The sequence below is a fragment of the Kosakonia oryziphila genome (assembly GCF_900094795.1).
Taxonomy (GTDB): domain Bacteria; phylum Pseudomonadota; class Gammaproteobacteria; order Enterobacterales; family Enterobacteriaceae; genus Kosakonia; species Kosakonia oryziphila.
Genome location: NZ_FMBC01000054.1, coordinates 12,993 through 31,785 on the forward strand (window position 1 = coordinate 12,993; position 18,793 = coordinate 31,785).

Sequence of the window (18,793 nt, forward strand, 5' to 3'; positions counted from 1 at the left end):
GTTACGGGGCTGGCAGCGACCAGCCCGCGTTAACGTTATTGTCCGTCATCGGTGGTACCACCGGTTCTGTCAGTTTCAGTTCAATGCTATTCGACGCCACACGCTGCCCTTTGTCATCTTCCACCAGTGCGGTAATCGTCCAGCGGTTGCTCGCCCCTTCAGCACTATCCCAGCGCGGCATAATCAGCGTCCAGCCATCGGCACTGCGCCCGTTCGCTGGCGGCGTCAGGCTAAGCGCCTGCGTATCGCCTTGCCAGCTAATCGAACGCACGCCATGCGTGCTGTTGATTTGCAACTTCAGCGCCACGGTTTCACCAGGCTGTAAATCCCACGGCGGCGTCGCGAGAAACACCGACAATGTTTTGCGCTGACGATATTCATACACCGGCGTACTGTTACGCGTTGGGCTGTCGTAACGGCTACCGCGCAGAGAACGACTGGCAGCCACTTCGCTGGCTGAAAGTTGCTTCCACAGCGGGACGCCAAAGCGGTAGTTGAGCTTCAAACCTAAGTCATTCTGGCTAAGACCGCTCTCACCCTGACGGTGTTCGGCAGTCAGCGTCACCAGCGGAACCGGTGTATAGTTGATGCCCACTTTCACCGCTACCGGGTTGTGATAGCCAGTACCGGTATCAAACAGATCCACATTATCGCCAAAGTATTGTTCAACGCTGAGGCTGGTATTCAGTTGCTGCCAGAACGGCAATCTCGCTTGCGCGGTCACGTCGTAACCTCGCGCCATCCGCTGTTGTTGCGTGGGGGTTTGATAATTCCAGTTGCTCACAGGCTGGTAGTAGTTGGCGGAGAAACGCAGATATTGCCCCCACGCCTCGGCGCCTAACCCGGCGCGGCTATAATTGTCATCCAGCAGCGTATCATAAAAAGTGTTGTAGCCGAGTAACCAGTCGCCAGCCATCCAGCGTTGGCCTAAGCCGACATTGCCCACCAGCCCCTCGTCCTGTTGTGTCACTCCGAGTTGCCCCCAACTGAGGTAGCGGTTATTATCCTGTAGAGGCACAAACCAGTCGCCGTGGCTGCCAGTAAAACTACCCTCACTATCGACCTTAAAATCGATATTGGCGCTGCCCCAGGGCGACAGCCATGACTCCACTTTCTGGTTCACCTCACCACTCACCACATCCCGCAATTGCCCGAATGCAAACTGGCGCGCCTGCTCTCCGGCGGTCAGCCCGTTATCCGTCATGCTGGCTTCACCGAAGGTTTTGGCCATCTCCGCGATGTGTTTTTCCTGCGAGCCATTTACGGGCGTCATGCCAAGATCCGGCAAACCATCACCGTTATTATCGAAGGGGTTTTCCGCTTGCTGAACGAAGCTATTTTGTGCGGCATCGACAACATCGCCCGCCAGCAGCAATATCAAAAGAGATGAGAGCTTATAATTCATAACACCGTACAGCAATTTGCTGATAATAATCCGCCCAGTTTATCGACATGAACCAACAAGTTTAACGGTTTTGCCCCTGCTTTGCAGGGAGCGGCAAAATACCAGGAAAATCCTTACCCACCCGCTGTGTTGCAACTACAGTTAATGCACCAATGCTGAAAGAGAATCGCCATGAATTGTAAACTACGTGGAGCGTTCTGTAGCGCGTTGCTGTTGTACGGCGTTCAGGCATACGCAAATGAACTGTTTAACCTGCAATCCCCGGCTTTCGCCGACAATGCCTTGATGGAGAAAAAATTCGCCGGTAACGCCAGCAGCAATCCCAATTGTACCGGTGAAAATCAGTCCCCCGCGCTGGTATGGAGTAACCCGCCAGCCAGTACAAAAAGTTTCGCCTTGCTGGTCCACGATCCGGAAGGCGCGAACGGACTGGGGGTGACACATCTGGTGGCTTACAATATTTCGCCGTCAATGACCGGTTTTGCGCCCAACGATCTGCGCGACGGCAAAAATTATACCGCCGGGAAAAACAGCCCCGGGAACCTGCGCTGGCATGGCCCCTGTCCACCGCCTGGCAGCGGTGCGCACCATTACACTTTCACGCTGATTGCCACCTCACTGCCGCCAACTTTGCCGGAAGGGCTAACACGCGATGCTCTGTTAGATAAACTCAAAGGGCATGCACTGGCCGCCAGCGGGTTAATAGGCCGTTTCGGACAATAATTTGTGGTAAGCCACTGATCCTGCATCGCCGTCCTTTCACCAAAGACAGCGGCGCAGTAGCATAAGCTCCGTCTGCACAATGTTATCGAAGGAGTGAAAATGCAAAAAATCGTCATTGTCGCCACCGGCGCGGCTTATGGTAGTGAATCGCTGTTCAGCAGTTTGCGGCTGGCAATCGCCCTGTGCGAAGAAGAGAGCGAGAAGCAACTGAAAGTGTTTTTAATGTCCGACGCAGTAACCGCCGGTCTGCGCGGGCAAAAGCCGGTGGAGGGTTATAACCTGCAACAGATGCTGGAAATTTTGACCGCCCAGGGCGTGGCGGTGAAATTATGCAAAACCTGCACTGATGGACGCGGTATTACCGCCCTGCCGCTAGTAGATGGCGTGGAAATCGGTACGCTGGTAGAACTGGCGCAGTGGACGGTGGCAGCGGATAAGGTATTAACTTTTTAATACCGCCGGGAGTTTAATATAATTTTCTTATAAATGACGTTCCGCCATCAAGTTTGCCTGTTGTGTTGCCGATAGCCACTTAAGACAACACAGCAGGTAATATAATTATGTTTAGAACGATTAAATCTCGCATTATTGCGGCCACGGCGGGATGTCTCGCTATCGCTTTGCTTCTTAACACCGTTATTAACTATCAGGTCACTCGCCAGCATAATCAACAAACTCAGCAAGATATCCTCTCCAGCACCAGCGCCAGTCACAGCATTGCCATTGCAGACTGGGTCGCCGGGAAAATGGAGATCATCAACTCGCTGCAAAGCGTCGCCTTAACTGACGATCCGGTGCCCATTTTCACACAGATGGCGCACGCCGGCGGCTTCACCAATGTGTATATCGGTTACGCCAGCAAAACGGCGAAATTCTCCGATCCGACCGGTGTACCCGCCGATTATGATCCGACGATCCGCCCGTGGTATCAGCAGGTGCTGAAAGCGGATGCGCCGGTGGTGACCGCACCCTATGTCGATGCGGGTAGCGGCAAACTGGTGGTCACGTTCGCCGTACCGGTGAAAGAGAACGGTACGCTGAAAGGCGTAGTCGCTGGTGATGTTTCGATGGATAGCGTGGTAGCTAACGTACGCGGCATCAATCCATCGCCTAACAGCAGCGGTTTGCTGCTGGACAACGACGGTACGGTGATTGCCGCTAACAACGATAATCTGACACTCAAACCCTTCGCAGACGCGCTCAGCGGAGTGAGTTTCGCCGAGTTGCGCGCCGGGAAGACCGTCGAAGGTCAGTACGCTGGCGTACAAAAGATACTGCAAGCTACCCCGGTCAAAGGCACCCACTGGCTGCTGACCGTAGCGCTGGACAGCGCAGATTCCACGGCCGGTTTGCAGGCACAGCTCAAAGCTTCCGCCCTGTCACTGATCGTACTGGTACTGATTGCCGGTACAGTCATGCACTGGATAGTGTCAGCCATGCTTAAAAGGCTGCTGACGATTCGCGATGCGATGAATGCTATCAGTAGCGGCACCGACGATCTTTCCCAGCGTTTACCAGTAGATGGCCATGATGAAGTGACGCAAATTGCCCATGCTTTTAACGCCTTCAGCGATAAATTGTCGGTGGTGATGGTTAAACTGCGTGATTCCAGCCAATCCGTGCAGCAAGCAGCTCAAGAGATTGCCGCAGGTAACCAGGATCTCTCAGGAAGGACTGAACAGGCGGCGTCCAGCCTGCGAGAAACGGCCAGCGCCGTTGAGCAGATCACCGCGTCGGTCGCCCAGTCTACCGACGCTGCCGCTCAGGCTAATCAGCAGGCGCATGCGGCATCCGAAGCGGCATCCCGCGGCGGTCAGGTGGTGACACAGGCGATAACCACCATGCAATCTATTGAAACCGCTTCAGCGAAAATCGGGGATATAACCAGCGTGATTGACGGTATCGCCTTTCAGACGAATATTCTGGCGCTGAATGCCTCCGTCGAAGCGGCGCGCGCGGGCGAACAGGGACGCGGATTTGCCGTGGTCGCTGGTGAAGTACGCAATCTGGCCAGCCGCAGTGCGCAGGCAGCGAAAGAGATCAAAACGCTGATTGATTCCACCACCGACAGCGTCGCCACCGGTTCACGCTTTGTTCGGCTGGCAGGCGACAGTATGACCGACATTGTTTCCAGCATCGACAGCGTGTCGGTAATCATGCGCGAGATCACCGTCGCTACGAGTGAGCAGATGAAGGGCATACAGGAGATCAATCATGCGGTTATCGATCTTGACCGTATGGTGCAGCAAAACGCCGAACTGGTGATCCAGTCTGCCGCCGCCGCAGACGCGCTGCGCTCACAGGCCGGGGAGCTTGCTGAAACCGCCGGACATTTCCGCATTTAATCTTCTTTCGGCGCATTTCACCCACGGTTTTATGCGCCGACATCCCCCCTCGCCAGATAAATGTAATTTTTGTTTAATCGCTACGTCATTATTTGATCAAAATCAGCATTCGTTATCCTTCACTTTGGTGTTATTGGCTGAGTAAATTGTGAACAGAATCACGCGCGAGAAGTTTTCGTGGCGAAAGGCGTTGTTATAAAACTACGGGGTTGGAAAATGGCGGTGGTAAAAGCAAGTTTGAAATTATTTGGCGGGGATACAATTGTCGTTCGTTGTTCAGCAAATTGTCATATTCATCTGATGAGCGAGAAGAGCAGCGCGGCTAATGAGCAGACCAATATCTTAAGCGTCCAGAACCGCGCAAGCGCCTATCTGGCGGTACCTTACAGCGGTATCTGGAACGTGCTGATCGATAGCCACAGCCAGTCGCTGGAGCACTCAATCAGCTACGTTGCAGCATAATCGCTCAACAGACAAAACCAGGTTGCAGGTCCGGGCCTGGTTTTTCTCCCTCCAGCAAGCCACGCACTCTCCCCACCAGCTCATTCAGGCAGTCATCGTGCATACCGAGTTTAATGAGCTCCTGTTCAAGCGAGAAAAGATACTGTGCATTAGTGCCTAGTGGGCCACTGGCGGTGGCAATCAACGGGGCGATAGTTTGCGCGCGGGTATCGGATTCGTAGAGCGGATGGCGTGGATCCATAATAAATACCAGCGCGTTAATCACGCGGCCATCGTCCAGCGCAAGTTTGCACCAGCTCGGCATATAGCAGCCAGTGATCATTTCGCGTTTCCACAGCAGAGACAGTTCTTCCGTAAGGGTTTCCTGCGGCATACGGTAAGCCACACCGGTCGTGCGGCCGCCCTCTTTCAGCGCCAGCATGCGGCCAGGCTGACAGGCCGTTCCGCGCCCCGCAGTTAAGCGCAGGCAAAATGCACGATGCCAGCCAACCAGCGTTCCGGTGCATGACTCTTCAAATTCCAGCGCCGGGTTCCACATCAGCGAACCGTAGCCGAAAATCCACACCGGCCCTTCATCCGGGCGACAAGCAAGCGTCGCTGCCAGCGATGCGGCCCGTTGTTCCGCCGACCATAACAGCGACTCCTCAATGTCGCCAAACGCCGTTTTACAATCGGCTGTTCGCAAGAAATCACGCGTTAACATCTTTTACCTCCGCCACTGCCTGCTTCCCTGCGACTGCTCTACTGCTGTCTTCCCGACAAATGCTGCTTTAAGCGCAGCTTACTACGCACCATATGCAATTCACGGGCCGCTTGCAATAGCACCAACACATTCAATGTGGCTATAAATAGCGAAGTGGAATTATTTCAGCGTGTTATTTCTTTTTGTGCCAGCGATCGTCATCACCTTTTTCATAAACTTGTTTAACGGCCGACCATGCAACACGGTGCGCCGTCTCTTCGCGGCTGGCATCATCGCGCCGATCGGCTTTGTCTTTGTACTCCTCCCAGGCGCTATTAAACGCCTCTTTATAAATTTCTTGCGCATGGGCCGGCAACACATGCTGGACGCTGTCAGGAAGGTCGGACTTCTCTTTATAGGGCATGTTTTGGCTCCTTTTGGGCTAAATGAATAAGCCTGGTTGATAATCCATACAACCGCCACCACCCCTAATTTATTGCAAATAAAAAATCACATCATATTGTTAGATAACAATAATTTTCATGAGAGATGACTTTTTCATGAGCTTGAATGAAAATAGTGACTAAACAGTAAAAATTAGTAAAAAACCGCCTAAAAGTGCCGATTTTTTGCTATTTTAGTCCGCTGATAATTTTATCTATAATCCACATATACCTGCACTATGACGGAGCATCATAATGACGACAACGCACGAAGCGGTTAAAACCCGCCACAAGGAGACATCCCTTATTTTCCCGGTGCTGGCGCTGGCCGTGCTGCTATTCTGGGGAAGTTCGCAGTCATTGCCAGTGGTTATTGGCATCAATATTCTGGCGCTGGTCGGTATTCTTTCCAGCGCCTTTAGCGTGGTTCGCCATGCTGACGTACTCGCGCACCGCCTCGGCGAGCCCTACGGTTCGCTGATTCTGAGTCTTTCGGTAGTGATCCTCGAAGTGAGCCTGATTTCCGCGCTAATGGCGACAGGTGATGCAGCGCCAACGCTGATGCGCGATACACTTTACTCTATCATCATGATTGTCACCGGTGGGCTGGTGGGGTTCTCGCTGCTGCTCGGCGGGCGTAAATTCGCCACCCAGTATATGAATCTGTTTGGTATCAAACAGTATCTCATCGCCCTGTTTCCGCTGGCGATTATCGTACTGGTATTCCCGATGGCGCTGCCGGACGCCAATTTCACTATTGCTCAGTCGCTGCTGGTGGCGTTAATTTCGGCGGCGATGTATGGCGTGTTTTTGCTTATCCAGACCAAAACGCATCAGAATCTGTTTGTTTACGAGCATGAAGACGAAAGCGACGACGACAACCCGCATCATGGCAAACCGTCTGCACACGGGAATTTGTGGCATACTGTATGGCTGATCGTGCATCTTATTGCGGTGATTGCGGTAACCAAAATGAACGCGAAACCGCTGGAAACACTGCTGACGCAGATGAATGCGCCCGTCGCTTTTACCGGTTTCCTGGTGGCACTGCTAATCCTGTCGCCGGAAGGTCTTGGGGCACTAAAAGCAGTGCTGAATAATCAGGTTCAGCGCGCCATGAATCTTTTTTTTGGTTCGGTGCTGGCCACCATTTCCCTGACGGTTCCGGTCGTTACGTTGATCGCATGGCTCACCGGCAATCGCCTGGTTTTTGGCCTTGGCGCGCCGGAAATGGTTGTAATGGTGGCCTCGCTGCTGCTGTGCCAGCTCTCTTTCTCGACTGGCCGTACTAATGTGCTGAACGGCGCGGCGCATATGGCGCTGTTTGCGGCCTACCTGATGACGATATTTGCCTGACGCCATTTCGCCAGGCCGATAAAACCCCGCATTTGAGCGCATTTGCGGGGTTTTGTTTTTTTACTCGGTGTCGAGTTCGTCGAAGCTTTTCACCAGATCATCAATTGCTTTGATCTGTTTGAGGAACGGTTCGAGTTTGTCCAGCGGCAATGCTGACGGGCCATCGCATTTTGCGTGATCCGGATCCGGATGCGCTTCAATAAACAGGCCGGCCAGGCCGATTGCCATCCCTGCGCGAGCCAGTTCGGTGACCTGCGCACGGCGACCACCGGAAGCCGAGCCAAACGGGTCGCGGCATTGCAGTGCGTGGGTTACGTCAAAAATCACCGGTGAGTTATTGGAGACTTTCTTCATTACGCCGAAACCGAGCATATCTACAACCAGGTTGTCATAACCGAAGTTGGCGCCGCGGTCGCAGAGGATCACTTTGTCATTGCCGCCTTCATGGAATTTATCCACGATATTGCCCATCTGGCCTGGGCTTACGAACTGCGGCTTTTTCACATTAATTACCGCGCCGGTTTTCGCCATCGCTTCCACCAGGTCGGTCTGGCGGGCGAGGAACGCCGGAAGCTGAATCACGTCGACCACATCGGCTACCGGCTGCGCCTGGGAAGCTTCATGCACGTCGGTGATCACTTTTACACCAAAGGTCTGTTTCAGTTCCTGGAAAATTTTCATTCCCTCTTCCAGACCCGGCCCGCGATAGGACTTGATGGAAGAACGGTTGGCTTTATCAAAAGAGGCTTTGAACACATACGGAATGCCCAGTTTCTGGGTCACAGTCACGTAGTGTTCGCAAATGCGCATCGCCAGATCGCGTGATTCCAACACGTTCATACCACCAAACAGCACAAACGGCAGGTCGTTCGCAACGTTAATGTCGCCAATGCTGACCACTTTTTGTTTCATAAAATCGCCTTATCAAGTGTGAATCGGAACTTACTTTTAATGCAGGGTAATCTGTTTGTGCGAAATCGTGTTGATTTGCGCGCGGATCATCTCGCTTATCGGATCCTCAGGACACTGCTCGACGAAGTAACTCAGGTCGTGCAACGCCACATGATCGCAATCAAGCTGGGCGTAAATCAGCCCACGGTCACGGATTTCGTAAGGATCTTCCGGATTAAACTGTAACAGCGCTTCACTGGCGCGCAATGCCAGCTCCATTTGCTGCTCTTCCATCAGCGCTGACTTTAAGGTATCCAGCAATTTGCGGATCACTTCAGCGTTGTCGGCTTCATCCAGATCTTCGTTAAACAGCTCGGCGACCGGGCTAATATTTCCCTTCAGCCACACTTCGAGCGTATGTTCGTCCAGCGTGTCACCATTAAACGGGTTAATGAGCCACATCTCACCATCCAGCCACTCGGCACGCAGGATCAACTGCGTCGGGAAAATAACCGGCGTCAGCGGAATATCGAGGCGCCCGGCGACCCACAATATAATCGCCCCCAGCGAGACGGCGCTTCCCTGACGATTTTCCAGCACTTTATCCAGCCACAGTGCATCAGACAGGCGGTAAACCCCACGCGTGTCTTTAAAGCCCCATTCGCCGTAAAACAACTCAATGAGCTTTTCCAGTTGCCACTCCTGAGGCTTCGCCTGACTTATTTCTTCTCGCGCCAGGCTCAGCAGCCGCTCCAGCTCCTCATGCACGTACAGCGAAGGAAAATCATCGCGAATCAGCTCTGAAACAAGGATCATCCCGTCGCATAATGGCGCGTTGTTAAATTCGAAATCAGCTAACGACCTCATTTCTTACCCCAGTATCGGTACTTTTGTGGCGGCGAGTTTAATGATGATGTACAGCACCACCAGCCCCAGCATAAAGGCGATAAAACCCGTTTGCTGGCTGCGCGGACGATGTCGTCCCAGCGCGATAAAACCCAAAACGATGTAGATGATAACGCCAAACAGCTTTTCAGTCAGCCATGCGCCTTTAACAGTAAAAGGTAAATAGCCCGTTACCCACATCAACCCGCCGCCGCTTAACAGCAACACGCTGTCGACCACATGCGGCACCACTCGCACCCAGCCGGCCCGTGCGTGCGGGTTATTCGTCCAGCGCCACCAGTAGCGTAAAACGAACAAGCTAATGGTCAATGCAACACAGGTCAAATGCAATACAATCAGTATGTTAAAAAGGTGCATTGCGCATTACTCCTGTAAAGGCCGCTTTCCCAGCGTCAGCCGCTCATTACCGCCATAATCCCGGCAAGTGTTCACTTCCTGCCAGCCATATTGTGAAAACAGCGCACGCACCGCCGAGCCTTGCTGCCAGCCATGTTCCAGAAGCAGCCAGCCGCCAGGCAGCATAAAATGTCGCGCATCGCAAATGATGGTCTGTAAATCGGCGAGGCCATGATCGGCCGCCACCAGCGCACTCAGCGGTTCGAAACGGACATCGCCCTGCGCGAGATGCGGATCCTGAGCATCAATATAGGGAGGATTGCTGACAATCATGGCGAACTGCTGCCCAGTAAGCGCACTAAACCAGCGACTTTGCAGGATGTTGACGTTGGTAATCGCCAGATGTTCAGCATTACGTTGCGCCAGCGCCACCGCCTCTGCAACCACATCGACAGCGGTAACGTGACAATCCGGTCGTTCGCTGGCCAGCGCCAGTGCAATCGCACCTGTGCCGGTACCCAGATCGAGAATACGACATGGCGAAGCGGGAAGACGGTTTAACGCCTGTTCGACCAGGCACTCAGTATCCGGGCGCGGGATCAGCGTCGCCGGAGAGACAAACAGCGGCAGCGACCAGAATTCACGCTCACCGACCAAATGCGCCACCGGTTCGCCAAGCGCACGGCGCGCCAGCAGCGCATCAAGCTGCTGCTGCTGTTCCGCCGTAAGTTCAGTTTCAGCAAAAGCGAGGATGAAGGTGCGTGTTTTGCCGGTTACAAATCCCAGCAGAATTTCAGCGTCGCGGCGCGGACTTTCGCTCGTCTGCAACTGGCGTATTGCCGCACACAACCACTGTTGATAGTCCATCATTCCTGCTCGGAAAGCGCCGCCAGTTGATCGGCCTGGTACTCTTGCACAATCGGCTCGATCAGCATATCGAGTTTGCCTTCCATCACCTCATCAAGACGATAGAGCGTCACGTTGATGCGGTGATCGGTAACGCGCCCCTGCGGAAAATTGTATGTGCGGTTACGATCGCTGCGATCGCCGCTGCCCAGCAGATTGCGGCGGGTTGATGCTTCCGCCTGCTGGCGCTTCGCCATTTCTGCTGCATGGATACGCGCACCCAGCACCGACATCGCCTTGGCTTTGTTTTTATGCTGTGAACGTTCGTCCTGGCATTCGACCACAATCCCTGTCGGCAAGTGAGTAATACGGATTGCCGAGTCGGTGGTGTTAACGTGCTGGCCGCCCGCACCGGAGGAGCGGAAAGTATCAATACGCAGATCCGCCGGGTTGATATCCGGCAGCTCAGCTTCAGGCAGCTCCGGCATGACGGCAACGGTACAGGCCGAAGTGTGAATACGCCCCTGTGATTCGGTCGCCGGGACGCGCTGCACGCGATGGCCACCTGATTCAAACTTCAGACGCCCATAGACGCCCTCGCCGCTGATTTTGGCGATCACTTCTTTATAACCGCCATGTTCGCCATCGTTAGCGCTCATGATCTCCACGCGCCAGCGGCGCGCTTCCGCGTAGCGGCTGTACATGCGGAACAGATCGCCGGCAAATAATGCCGCTTCGTCACCGCCCGTACCCGCGCGAACTTCAACGAAGGCATTGCGTTCATCATCCGCATCTTTCGGCAAAAGTAAAACCTGTAAATGCAGCTCCAGTTGTTCACTTTTCTCTTTCGCATCGCGCAACTCTTCCTGCGCCATTTCACGCATTTCCGGGTCGTCGAGCATCATCTGTGCCGTTTCAATATCTTCCTGAACCTGTTGCCAGTCAGTAAAACAGCGTGACACATCGCTTAGCTGCGCATATTCCCGCGACAGCGCGCGGAAACGATCCTGGTCGGCAATAGTTTGCGCATCACCCAGCAGCGCCTGAACTTCTTCATGACGTTCATGCAGGGCTTCCAGTTTGGCAACGATAGAAGGCTTCATAGGCGTAAATGCACCTTTTAATAATCAGAGAGTGTTGTTGTGCTAATCCAGCCCGAGGCTGTTGCGCAAAGTATGCAGGCGCTCATCATCCCCGTCACGGGCGGCCTGCTGAAGCGATTTGGTTGGGGCGTGGATCAGGCGGTTAGTCAGTTTCCACGCGAGGTCCTGCATGATAACCTGCGGATCACCGCCCTGCTCCAGCGCAGCCAGCGCTTTGGCGGTCAGCTCATCGCGCATGGCTTCGGAATGGCTGCGGTATTCACGGATAGTCTCGCTGGCGCTTTGTGCGCGCAGCCATGACATAAATTCGCTGGTTTCCTGGGCGACGATGGTTTCCGCCTGCACCGCAGCGGCTTTACGCTGAGCCAGGTTGTGCTGAATGATACTTTGCAGATCGTCGACGCTGTAGAGATAGGCGTTGGCTACTTTCCCCACTTCCGGCTCAACGTCACGCGGCACGGCGATGTCCACCAACAGCATCGGCTGATTGCGTCGTGCTTTCATCGCGCGTTCCACCATCCCTTTACCGATGATCGGCAGCGGGCTGGCGGTAGAGCTAATAACAATATCAGCGTCTTTCAGACGCTCATCGATTTCGCTCAGGGAGATAACGTCTGCGCCGACTTCCTCTGCCAGCACCTGCGCACGTTCACGCGTACGGTTAGCAATGATCATCTTCTGCACTTTGTGTTCGCGCAGATGGCGAGCAACCAGTTCAATGGTTTCGCCCGCGCCAACCAGTAATACAGTAACCGTCGAGAGGGATTCAAAGATCTGCCGCGCCAGCGTACAGGCAGCAAAGGCAACCGACACCGCGCTGGCGCCAATATCAGTTTCCGTACGCACCCGTTTAGCCACGGAAAAGGATTTCTGGAACATGCGTTCCAGATCGCTGGCATTGCCATGCCCGCGCTGCGAATCGGCGTAAGCTTTTTTCACCTGGCCGAGAATTTGCGGCTCGCCAAGCACCAGCGAATCCAGCCCGCTCGCCACGCGCATTAAATGGCTGACGGCGTCATTATCCTGATGCCAGTAGAGACTCTGGTGTACTTCCTCTTCGCTCAGGTTATGGTAATCACACAACCAGCGAACCAGCGCTTCGCGCAAGTTTTCCTGCTCTTCGACACTTAAATAAAGCTCGGTGCGGTTACAGGTTGAAAGCACCACGCCACCCTGTACCATCGGCTGCGAGAGCAGGCTTTCCAGCGCCTGGTCAAGCGTATCCGGCGAAAATGCAATGCGTTCTCGCAGCGAAACGGGAGCCGTTTTGTGGTTGATGCCAAGAGCTAAAAGGGTCATGAGCGCGGGAATAGTACCAACGTTGATAAGGTTAGACTGCACGCATCATACAGGATGCGCACGGTCAATAAAAGAGAGACGCTCCTTTCGGAGTAATTGGTATTTTAATGATTTAAGACAACTTGAACGTAGACGCTGTTACAGTGCGGCGCTAGCATTAAGCCTAATCACCGCAACCTCTCTCAAGGATTTGTCATCGTTATGACTCTGTCGGATTTCCGCTTTATTCGCCTGCTGCCGCTGGCCAGCCTCGTTTTGACCGCCTGTACGCTCAACGCGCCCAAAGGGCCTGGGCAAAGCCCGGATTCGCCACAGTGGCGTCAGCATCAGCAGCAGGTGCGAGCATTAAGCCAGTATCAGACACGCGGTGCCTTTGCTTATCTGTCCGATCAGCAAAAAGTCTACGCCCGCTTCTTCTGGCAGCAGACCGGTGAAGATCGTTACCGTTTGTTGCTAACCAACCCACTGGGCAGTACTGAACTGGAGTTGAACGCACAGCCGGGTAATGTGCAACTGATTGATAATAAAGGCCAGCGCTATATCGCTGACGATGCCGAAGAGATGATCGGCAAGTTGACAGGCATGCCGATCCCGCTCAATAGCCTGCGCCAGTGGATCCTCGGTCTGCCGGGCAATGCCACCGATTACAAACTTGACGATCAGTACCGCCTGAGCGAACTGAACTACAGCCAGGGCGGTAAAAGCTGGAAAGTCGTTTATGGCGGATATGACAGCAAAACCCAACCGGCAATGCCCGCAAATATGGAGCTGAGCGACGGTAGCCAGCGTATCAAGCTGAAAATGGATAACTGGATTGTAAAATGACAACCTGGCCCGCCCCGGCGAAACTTAACCTGTTTTTATATATTACCGGCCAGCGAGCTGATGGTTATCACACCTTACAGACGCTTTTTCAGTTTCTCGATTATGGCGATACGCTGACCATCGAACCACGCAGCGACGGTGAAATTCGTCTGTTAACCCCGGTTGCCGGAGTACCTGACGAAGAGAATCTGATCGTGCGCGCGGCACGTTTGCTGGTCAAACACGCCAGCGAGACAGGGCGTTATCCTGAGGGCGGTGGCGCCGACATTGCGATTGATAAACGTCTACCAATGGGCGGCGGCCTCGGCGGTGGGTCATCAAATGCCGCAACCGTGCTGGTCGCGTTGAATCATTTATGGTGCTGTCAACTGAGCGTTGACGAACTGGCGGCGCTTGGCCTACAGCTTGGCGCGGATGTACCGGTATTTGTGCGCGGGCATGCGGCCTTTGCTGAAGGAATTGGCGAGATCCTGACGCCGGTTAATCCACCTGAGAAATGGTATCTGGTGGCACATCCCGGTGTCAGCATTCCCACGCCGGTAATTTTCCAGGATCCTGAGTTGCCGAGAGCAACACCGAAGCGGTCAATAGAAACGTTGCTAAATTGTGAATTCGGCAACGATTGCGAGGTTATCGCAAGAAAACGTTTTCGCGAGGTTGATGCCGCGCTTTCCTGGCTGTTAGAATACGCGCCGTCGCGCCTGACTGGCACAGGAGCCTGTGTCTTTTCCGAATTTGACACCGAATCCGCCGCTCGGCAGGTGCTTGAGCAAGCCCCGGAATGGCTGCACGGTTTTGTCGCGCGAGGCGTCAACCTCTCGCCGCTAGCACAAACCATCGCCGGGCAAGCTGAGCTTCGGTGACAACGTCACATGTTCCAGACGTTGCATCGCGCTCTTTAAATACACCGCATGGATAGAATGTCGCCCTGACCGCACATTCTGGCGTATTCTATCCGCCACTGGACGCATGCCTGAGGTTCTTCTCGTGCCTGATATGAAGCTTTTTGCTGGTAACGCTACCCCGGAACTAGCACAACGTATTGCCAACCGCTTGTACACTTCTCTCGGCGACGCCGCTGTAGGTCGCTTTAGTGACGGCGAAGTCAGCGTACAAATTAATGAAAACGTACGCGGTGGTGATATTTTCATCATCCAGTCCACTTGTGCTCCCACAAACGACAACCTGATGGAACTCGTTGTCATGGTTGATGCGCTGCGTCGTGCTTCCGCAGGCCGTATCACCGCGGTCATTCCTTATTTCGGCTACGCCCGCCAGGACCGCCGCGTGCGTTCTGCCCGTGTGCCAATTACCGCAAAAGTTGTTGCTGATTTCCTTTCCAGCGTTGGCGTTGACCGCGTGTTGACCGTTGACCTGCATGCCGAACAGATTCAGGGCTTCTTCGATGTGCCGGTTGATAACGTGTTCGGTAGCCCGATCCTGCTCGAAGATATGCTGCAACTGAACCTGGACAACCCTATCGTGGTTTCTCCGGACATTGGCGGTGTGGTTCGCGCCCGTGCTATCGCTAAACTGCTGAACGATACCGATATGGCGATCATCGACAAACGTCGTCCGCGAGCTAACGTCTCTCAGGTGATGCACATCATCGGCGACGTGGCTAACCGCGACTGCGTGCTGGTTGACGATATGATCGATACCGGCGGTACGTTGTGCAAAGCAGCAGAAGCGTTGAAAGAGCGTGGTGCAAAACGCGTATTTGCTTACGCGACACACCCGATTTTCTCTGGTAATGCGGTAAACAACCTGCGCAACTCCGTGATTGACGAAGTGGTGGTCTGCGACACCATTCCGCTGAGCGACGAGATCAAAGCGCTGCCGAACGTGCGTACGCTGACGCTGTCTGGCATGCTGGCCGAAGCTATTCGTCGTATCAGCAATGAAGAATCTATTTCTGCGATGTTCGAACATTAATCGCGGCTGAGTAGAAAACCCGCTACGGCGGGTTTTTTTATCCTTTAATGTTATTTGTATGATTTATTAGGTCGTTATTAATTTCCACCTCCAGGATGAAATAGCATCGTGAATAAATTTTTCACCCCACATATTCTGCCTTTCCGCGCGTTAATTGAGGCGTGCTGGAAAGAAAAATACACGATGGCTCGCTTTACCCGCGATCTCATCGCCGGTATCACCGTCGGGATTATCGCCATTCCCCTGTCGATGGCGCTGGCGATTGGCAGCGGCGTCGCGCCGCAATATGGCCTGTATACCTCGGCGATTGCCGGTATCGTTATCGCCCTGAGCGGCGGCTCGCGCTATAGCGTTTCCGGCCCGACAGCAGCGTTTGTGGTGATCCTCTACCCGGTTTCACAACAGTTTGGCCTCGCAGGCCTGCTGGTTGCCACATTGATGTCCGGGGTATTTCTGATCCTCTTCGGGCTGGCGCGCTTTGGGCGGTTGATTGAATATATTCCGCTTTCCGTGACGCTCGGTTTTACCTCCGGTATTGGCATCACCATTGCCACGATGCAGCTTAAAGATTTTCTCGGGCTGCATATGTCGCATATCCCGGAACATTACCTGCAAAAAGTTGGCGCGTTGGTGATGGCATTACCCACCATTAATTTTGGTGATGCGGCTATCGGCGTGACAACGCTGGCGATTCTGGTTCTCTGGCCGCGCTTACGCTTACGCTTGCCCGGCCACTTGCCTGCACTGCTGGCAGGCTGTGTTGTTATGCTGGTGGTGAACCTGCTCGGCGGCCATGTTGCCACTATCGGTTCTCAGTTCCAGTACACGTTGGCGGATGGCACACAGGGCAACGGTATCCCTCAGCTTCTGCCGCAGCTGGTGTTGCCGTGGGATCTGCCGGGATCACATTTCAACCTGAGCTGGAGTTCACTCCAGGCGATGCTGCCCGCCGCATTTTCGATGGCCATGCTGGGCGCCATCGAATCGCTGCTGTGCGCGGTGGTGCTGGACGGGATGACCGGCACCAAACACAAAGCCAACAGCGAACTAATTGGCCAGGGCATGGGGAATATTATTGCGCCGTTCTTTGGCGGTATCACCGCGACGGCAGCAATCGCCCGCTCTGCCGCTAACGTGCGCGCTGGTGCCACCTCGCCCATTTCTGCCGTGATCCACGCACTGCTGGTGATCCTGGCGTTACTGGCGCTGGCACCGCTGCTCTCCTGGCTGCCGCTGTCGGCGATGGCCGCGCTGCTATTAATGGTGGCGTGGAATATGAGTGAAGCGCACAAAGTGATCGATCTGCTGCGCCGAGCGCCCGCCGATGACATTGTGGTGATGCTGATTTGTATGTCGCTTACGGTGCTGTTCGATATGGTTATCGCCATTAGCGTCGGGATTGTGCTGGCGTCGCTGCTGTTTATGCGCCGCATTGCGCGGATGACGCGCCTGGCGACGGTGAATGTCAGTGTGCCGGATGACGTGCTGGTGCTGCGCGTTATTGGCCCGCTGTTCTTTGCTGCTGCGGAAGGTGTGTTCAGCGATCTGGAAACCCGCATCGTCGGTAAGCGAATTGTCGTGCTGAAGTGGGATGCCGTACCAGTGCTGGATGCTGGTGGGCTGGATGCCTTCCGTCGTTTTGTTGCCCGCCTGCCGGAAGGTACCGAGCTGCGGGTCAGCAACCTGGAGTTTCAGCCTCTGCGTACGCTGGCGCGCGCCGGTGTGCAGCCTATCCCTGGCCGACTGACTTTCTTCCCTAATCGTGACGCGGCATTAGCCGATCTGTGAACCGGATGCGGAATAGCGATTCCGCATCATCACCTCTATCGCCCGTTGTAACCATTGCAGTACTTCGGGCGTCATCCATGCCCCCTTCATCAGGTGCGGTTCTTGCTGCATTGCAGTGCGAAACTTTTGCTGCGTCTGCGCATCCGTTCCGGCGTAAGACTGGAACAGCACCAACCAGTTTTGCGCCAACGCCTGTGCCTCTTCCGACTGAGGATCCAGCGCCTGCCGCTGGGCGAGATGCAGTTTCGCCACCAGCGGTGGCCACTCCATCATGCGGTCGAAATAGTGGGCCCGCGTGAACGCCATCTCTTCCGGCGACAGATAACGCTGCCAGATAGCGAGCTTACTTTCTGCAAAACTACGGGTAATAAAGTCGACGATACTCTGCGTGATGCCGGTTTGCTCGCGCATCTGCGGTTCGACGCTGTGCATCTCGTTTAGGCGGGTAAGAAACTCCGGCTTATTCGCCGTATCGTCTTCAAGACGGCTCATCCAGCGCGTCGCCAGATCCATTGCCCGCGCATCATCCGGCGGGCACTTTTCCGCCAGCAATTTCTGCGCTTCACTCACCATCCCGATCCAGACCCTCTCCCGTACCTCATCGGGCGTGGCAAACGGCAATTCCTGTAGCTCTTGCGGGGTAAACCAGCGATCATACATTTTCATCATCTCCAGTGTCTGTAGCCATGACTCCAGGTCAGGCTCCGCACCGCTGGCAAGACCGTCACGTAAAGCTATGAGCTGATGACGTAAGGTGATGATGTCACGCATTTGCTTATCGAGCATTGCAATTTGCTGATCCAGCAATTCTGCCAGCGGGCGCGTCTCCTGCGCCAGATAATCATTAATTGCCGCCAGTTCCATTCCTGCTTTTGCCAGCGCCTGAATCATGTGCAGGCGTTTCACATCAGCAAGATTATAGAGCCGGTAACCAGCGGCGCTTCGGGCAGAAGGCAGCAGCAAACCAATATGTTCATAGTGATGCAGCGTACGTACACTGATTCCCGCCCGCCGCGACAACTCTCCAACCTGAATCAACATGGTTTCCCCCTCTTCTCCACAGACCGGACTTTCAAGCCTGACGTTACGTGAGGGTCAAGCGGAAGGCAAAAAAAACGGCCCTATCAGGAGTAATGCCAGTCAGTTAAGCAACTGACTGGCTCTTTTTCGGGGCTGTGGGGTATTTCCAGGGCCTCTCCTTTACCACTCTCGGGAAGGCCCTTTCCCTTCTTGTCGGTAATTTCACAAGTTGTCCCATACTTGCAAGATCGCGCATCAGCTCCGGTATACGTCCCGGTGATGCGCCCTGCAATGTCATCAGCATTCTCATCACCATTCCGCATGATTCTGAGAAACTCAGTTGATTCGGCCAGTAACCTTTCAGATGTTCCGCCATTTTAATCATCTGATATCTCACCAGATTATAAGCCAGTAAGACACCCCACAGC

At 54.3% G+C, this 18,793-nt stretch carries 19 protein-coding genes and 1 pseudogene; 9 read left to right on the top strand and 11 right to left on the bottom strand.

What is annotated here, in order from left to right; genetic code table 11:
- Position 1 precedes the first annotated feature (1 nt).
- Positions 2 to 1,405: a YchO/YchP family invasin gene (locus GA0061070_RS20385; protein WP_090137886.1), complete on the bottom strand. Its 1,404-nt coding sequence runs from the start codon at positions 1,403 to 1,405 to the stop codon at positions 2 to 4.
- A 171-nt stretch (positions 1,406 to 1,576) separates the two neighbouring features.
- On the opposite strand from GA0061070_RS20385, the gene GA0061070_RS20390 reads away from it, so the two are divergent.
- From GA0061070_RS20390 to GA0061070_RS20405, 4 genes are all read left to right on the top strand, one after another.
- On the top strand, positions 1,577 to 2,128 hold the full coding sequence (locus GA0061070_RS20390; RefSeq protein WP_090137888.1) for a YbhB/YbcL family Raf kinase inhibitor-like protein: 552 nt from the start codon (positions 1,577 to 1,579) through the stop codon (positions 2,126 to 2,128).
- 99 nt (positions 2,129 to 2,227) lie between these two features.
- Positions 2,228 to 2,581 carry a DsrE/DsrF/TusD sulfur relay family protein gene (locus GA0061070_RS20395; protein WP_090137890.1) on the top strand — a complete coding sequence of 118 codons (354 nt, stop codon included), beginning with the start codon at positions 2,228 to 2,230 and terminating at the stop codon, positions 2,579 to 2,581.
- A 107-nt stretch (positions 2,582 to 2,688) separates the two neighbouring features.
- Complete coding sequence (locus GA0061070_RS20400) at positions 2,689 to 4,473, top strand: methyl-accepting chemotaxis protein (RefSeq protein ID WP_090137892.1); 1,785 nt, start codon at positions 2,689 to 2,691, stop codon at positions 4,471 to 4,473.
- Positions 4,474 to 4,689: 216 nt separating this feature from the next.
- On the top strand, positions 4,690 to 4,935 hold the full coding sequence (locus GA0061070_RS20405) for a DUF1883 domain-containing protein (protein WP_090137895.1): 246 nt from the start codon (positions 4,690 to 4,692) through the stop codon (positions 4,933 to 4,935).
- A gap of 4 nt (positions 4,936 to 4,939) precedes the next feature.
- On the opposite strand, the gene GA0061070_RS20410 is transcribed toward GA0061070_RS20405, so the two are convergent.
- Positions 4,940 to 5,638 (bottom strand): gamma-glutamylcyclotransferase, encoded by a 699-nt coding sequence (locus tag GA0061070_RS20410; protein WP_090137897.1) that lies wholly within the window; start codon positions 5,636 to 5,638, stop codon positions 4,940 to 4,942.
- A gap of 172 nt (positions 5,639 to 5,810) precedes the next feature.
- A complete protein-coding gene (gene chaB, locus GA0061070_RS20415; protein ID WP_090137900.1) occupies positions 5,811 to 6,041 on the bottom strand; it encodes a putative cation transport regulator ChaB in 231 nt (76 codons plus the stop codon).
- A gap of 274 nt (positions 6,042 to 6,315) precedes the next feature.
- On the opposite strand from chaB, the gene chaA reads away from it, so the two are divergent.
- The gene (chaA, locus tag GA0061070_RS20420) at positions 6,316 to 7,416 is read left to right on the top strand and encodes a sodium-potassium/proton antiporter ChaA (RefSeq protein ID WP_090137902.1); all 1,101 of its coding nucleotides are present in this window, start codon (positions 6,316 to 6,318) and stop codon (positions 7,414 to 7,416) included.
- 60 nt (positions 7,417 to 7,476) lie between these two features.
- Here the strand turns inward: chaA and kdsA are convergent, their stop codons facing one another.
- Genes kdsA through hemA form a run of 6 tightly spaced genes read right to left on the bottom strand, consistent with a single transcriptional unit; the run spans position 7,477 to position 12,797 of the window.
- Entirely contained in the window at positions 7,477 to 8,328 is an 852-nt protein-coding gene (gene kdsA, locus GA0061070_RS20425; protein ID WP_090137904.1) for a 3-deoxy-8-phosphooctulonate synthase, read from the bottom strand.
- Positions 8,329 to 8,364: 36 nt separating this feature from the next.
- Positions 8,365 to 9,174 (bottom strand): invasion regulator SirB1, encoded by an 810-nt coding sequence (gene sirB1, locus GA0061070_RS20430; protein WP_090137906.1) that lies wholly within the window; start codon positions 9,172 to 9,174, stop codon positions 8,365 to 8,367.
- Between the two features lie 3 nt (positions 9,175 to 9,177).
- Positions 9,178 to 9,570 carry an invasion regulator SirB2 gene (gene sirB2 / locus GA0061070_RS20435; RefSeq protein WP_090137909.1) on the bottom strand — a complete coding sequence of 131 codons (393 nt, stop codon included), beginning with the start codon at positions 9,568 to 9,570 and terminating at the stop codon, positions 9,178 to 9,180.
- Positions 9,571 to 9,576: 6 nt separating this feature from the next.
- Positions 9,577 to 10,416, bottom strand: a complete 840-nt coding sequence (prmC, locus tag GA0061070_RS20440) for a peptide chain release factor N(5)-glutamine methyltransferase (RefSeq protein WP_090137912.1) — start codon at positions 10,414 to 10,416, stop codon at positions 9,577 to 9,579.
- Positions 10,416 to 11,498, bottom strand: coding sequence for a peptide chain release factor 1 (gene prfA / locus GA0061070_RS20445; protein WP_090137915.1), 1,083 nt, complete (start codon positions 11,496 to 11,498; stop codon positions 10,416 to 10,418). Before prfA ends, prmC begins: the two co-directional genes overlap by 1 nt.
- Positions 11,499 to 11,540: 42 nt before the next feature.
- Entirely contained in the window at positions 11,541 to 12,797 is a 1,257-nt protein-coding gene (gene hemA, locus GA0061070_RS20450; RefSeq protein WP_090137925.1) for a glutamyl-tRNA reductase, read from the bottom strand.
- 201 nt (positions 12,798 to 12,998) lie between these two features.
- On the opposite strand from hemA, the gene lolB reads away from it, so the two are divergent.
- The 4 genes from lolB to dauA all read left to right on the top strand — a co-directional run bounded on the left by lolB (position 12,999) and on the right by dauA (position 17,345).
- Positions 12,999 to 13,622: a lipoprotein insertase outer membrane protein LolB gene (lolB, locus tag GA0061070_RS20455; RefSeq protein ID WP_090137917.1), complete on the top strand. Its 624-nt coding sequence runs from the start codon at positions 12,999 to 13,001 to the stop codon at positions 13,620 to 13,622.
- Complete coding sequence (gene ispE, locus GA0061070_RS20460) at positions 13,619 to 14,485, top strand: 4-(cytidine 5'-diphospho)-2-C-methyl-D-erythritol kinase (RefSeq protein ID WP_090137919.1); 867 nt, start codon at positions 13,619 to 13,621, stop codon at positions 14,483 to 14,485. Before lolB ends, ispE begins: the two co-directional genes overlap by 4 nt.
- Positions 14,486 to 14,609: 124 nt before the next feature.
- Entirely contained in the window at positions 14,610 to 15,557 is a 948-nt protein-coding gene (gene prs, locus GA0061070_RS20465; protein WP_017457137.1) for a ribose-phosphate diphosphokinase, read from the top strand.
- A gap of 108 nt (positions 15,558 to 15,665) precedes the next feature.
- Positions 15,666 to 17,345, top strand: coding sequence for a C4-dicarboxylic acid transporter DauA (gene dauA, locus GA0061070_RS20470; RefSeq protein WP_090137921.1), 1,680 nt, complete (start codon positions 15,666 to 15,668; stop codon positions 17,343 to 17,345).
- Here the strand turns inward: dauA and GA0061070_RS20475 are convergent.
- Both GA0061070_RS20475 and GA0061070_RS20480 read right to left on the bottom strand, forming a co-directional pair.
- Positions 17,331 to 18,386 (bottom strand): MerR family transcriptional regulator, encoded by a 1,056-nt coding sequence (locus GA0061070_RS20475; protein WP_090137923.1) that lies wholly within the window; start codon positions 18,384 to 18,386, stop codon positions 17,331 to 17,333. The genes dauA and GA0061070_RS20475 overlap by 15 nt on opposite strands.
- Before the next feature lie 103 nt (positions 18,387 to 18,489).
- Positions 18,490 to 18,793: pseudogene (locus GA0061070_RS20480) on the bottom strand (IS4 family transposase); the annotation flags it as partial.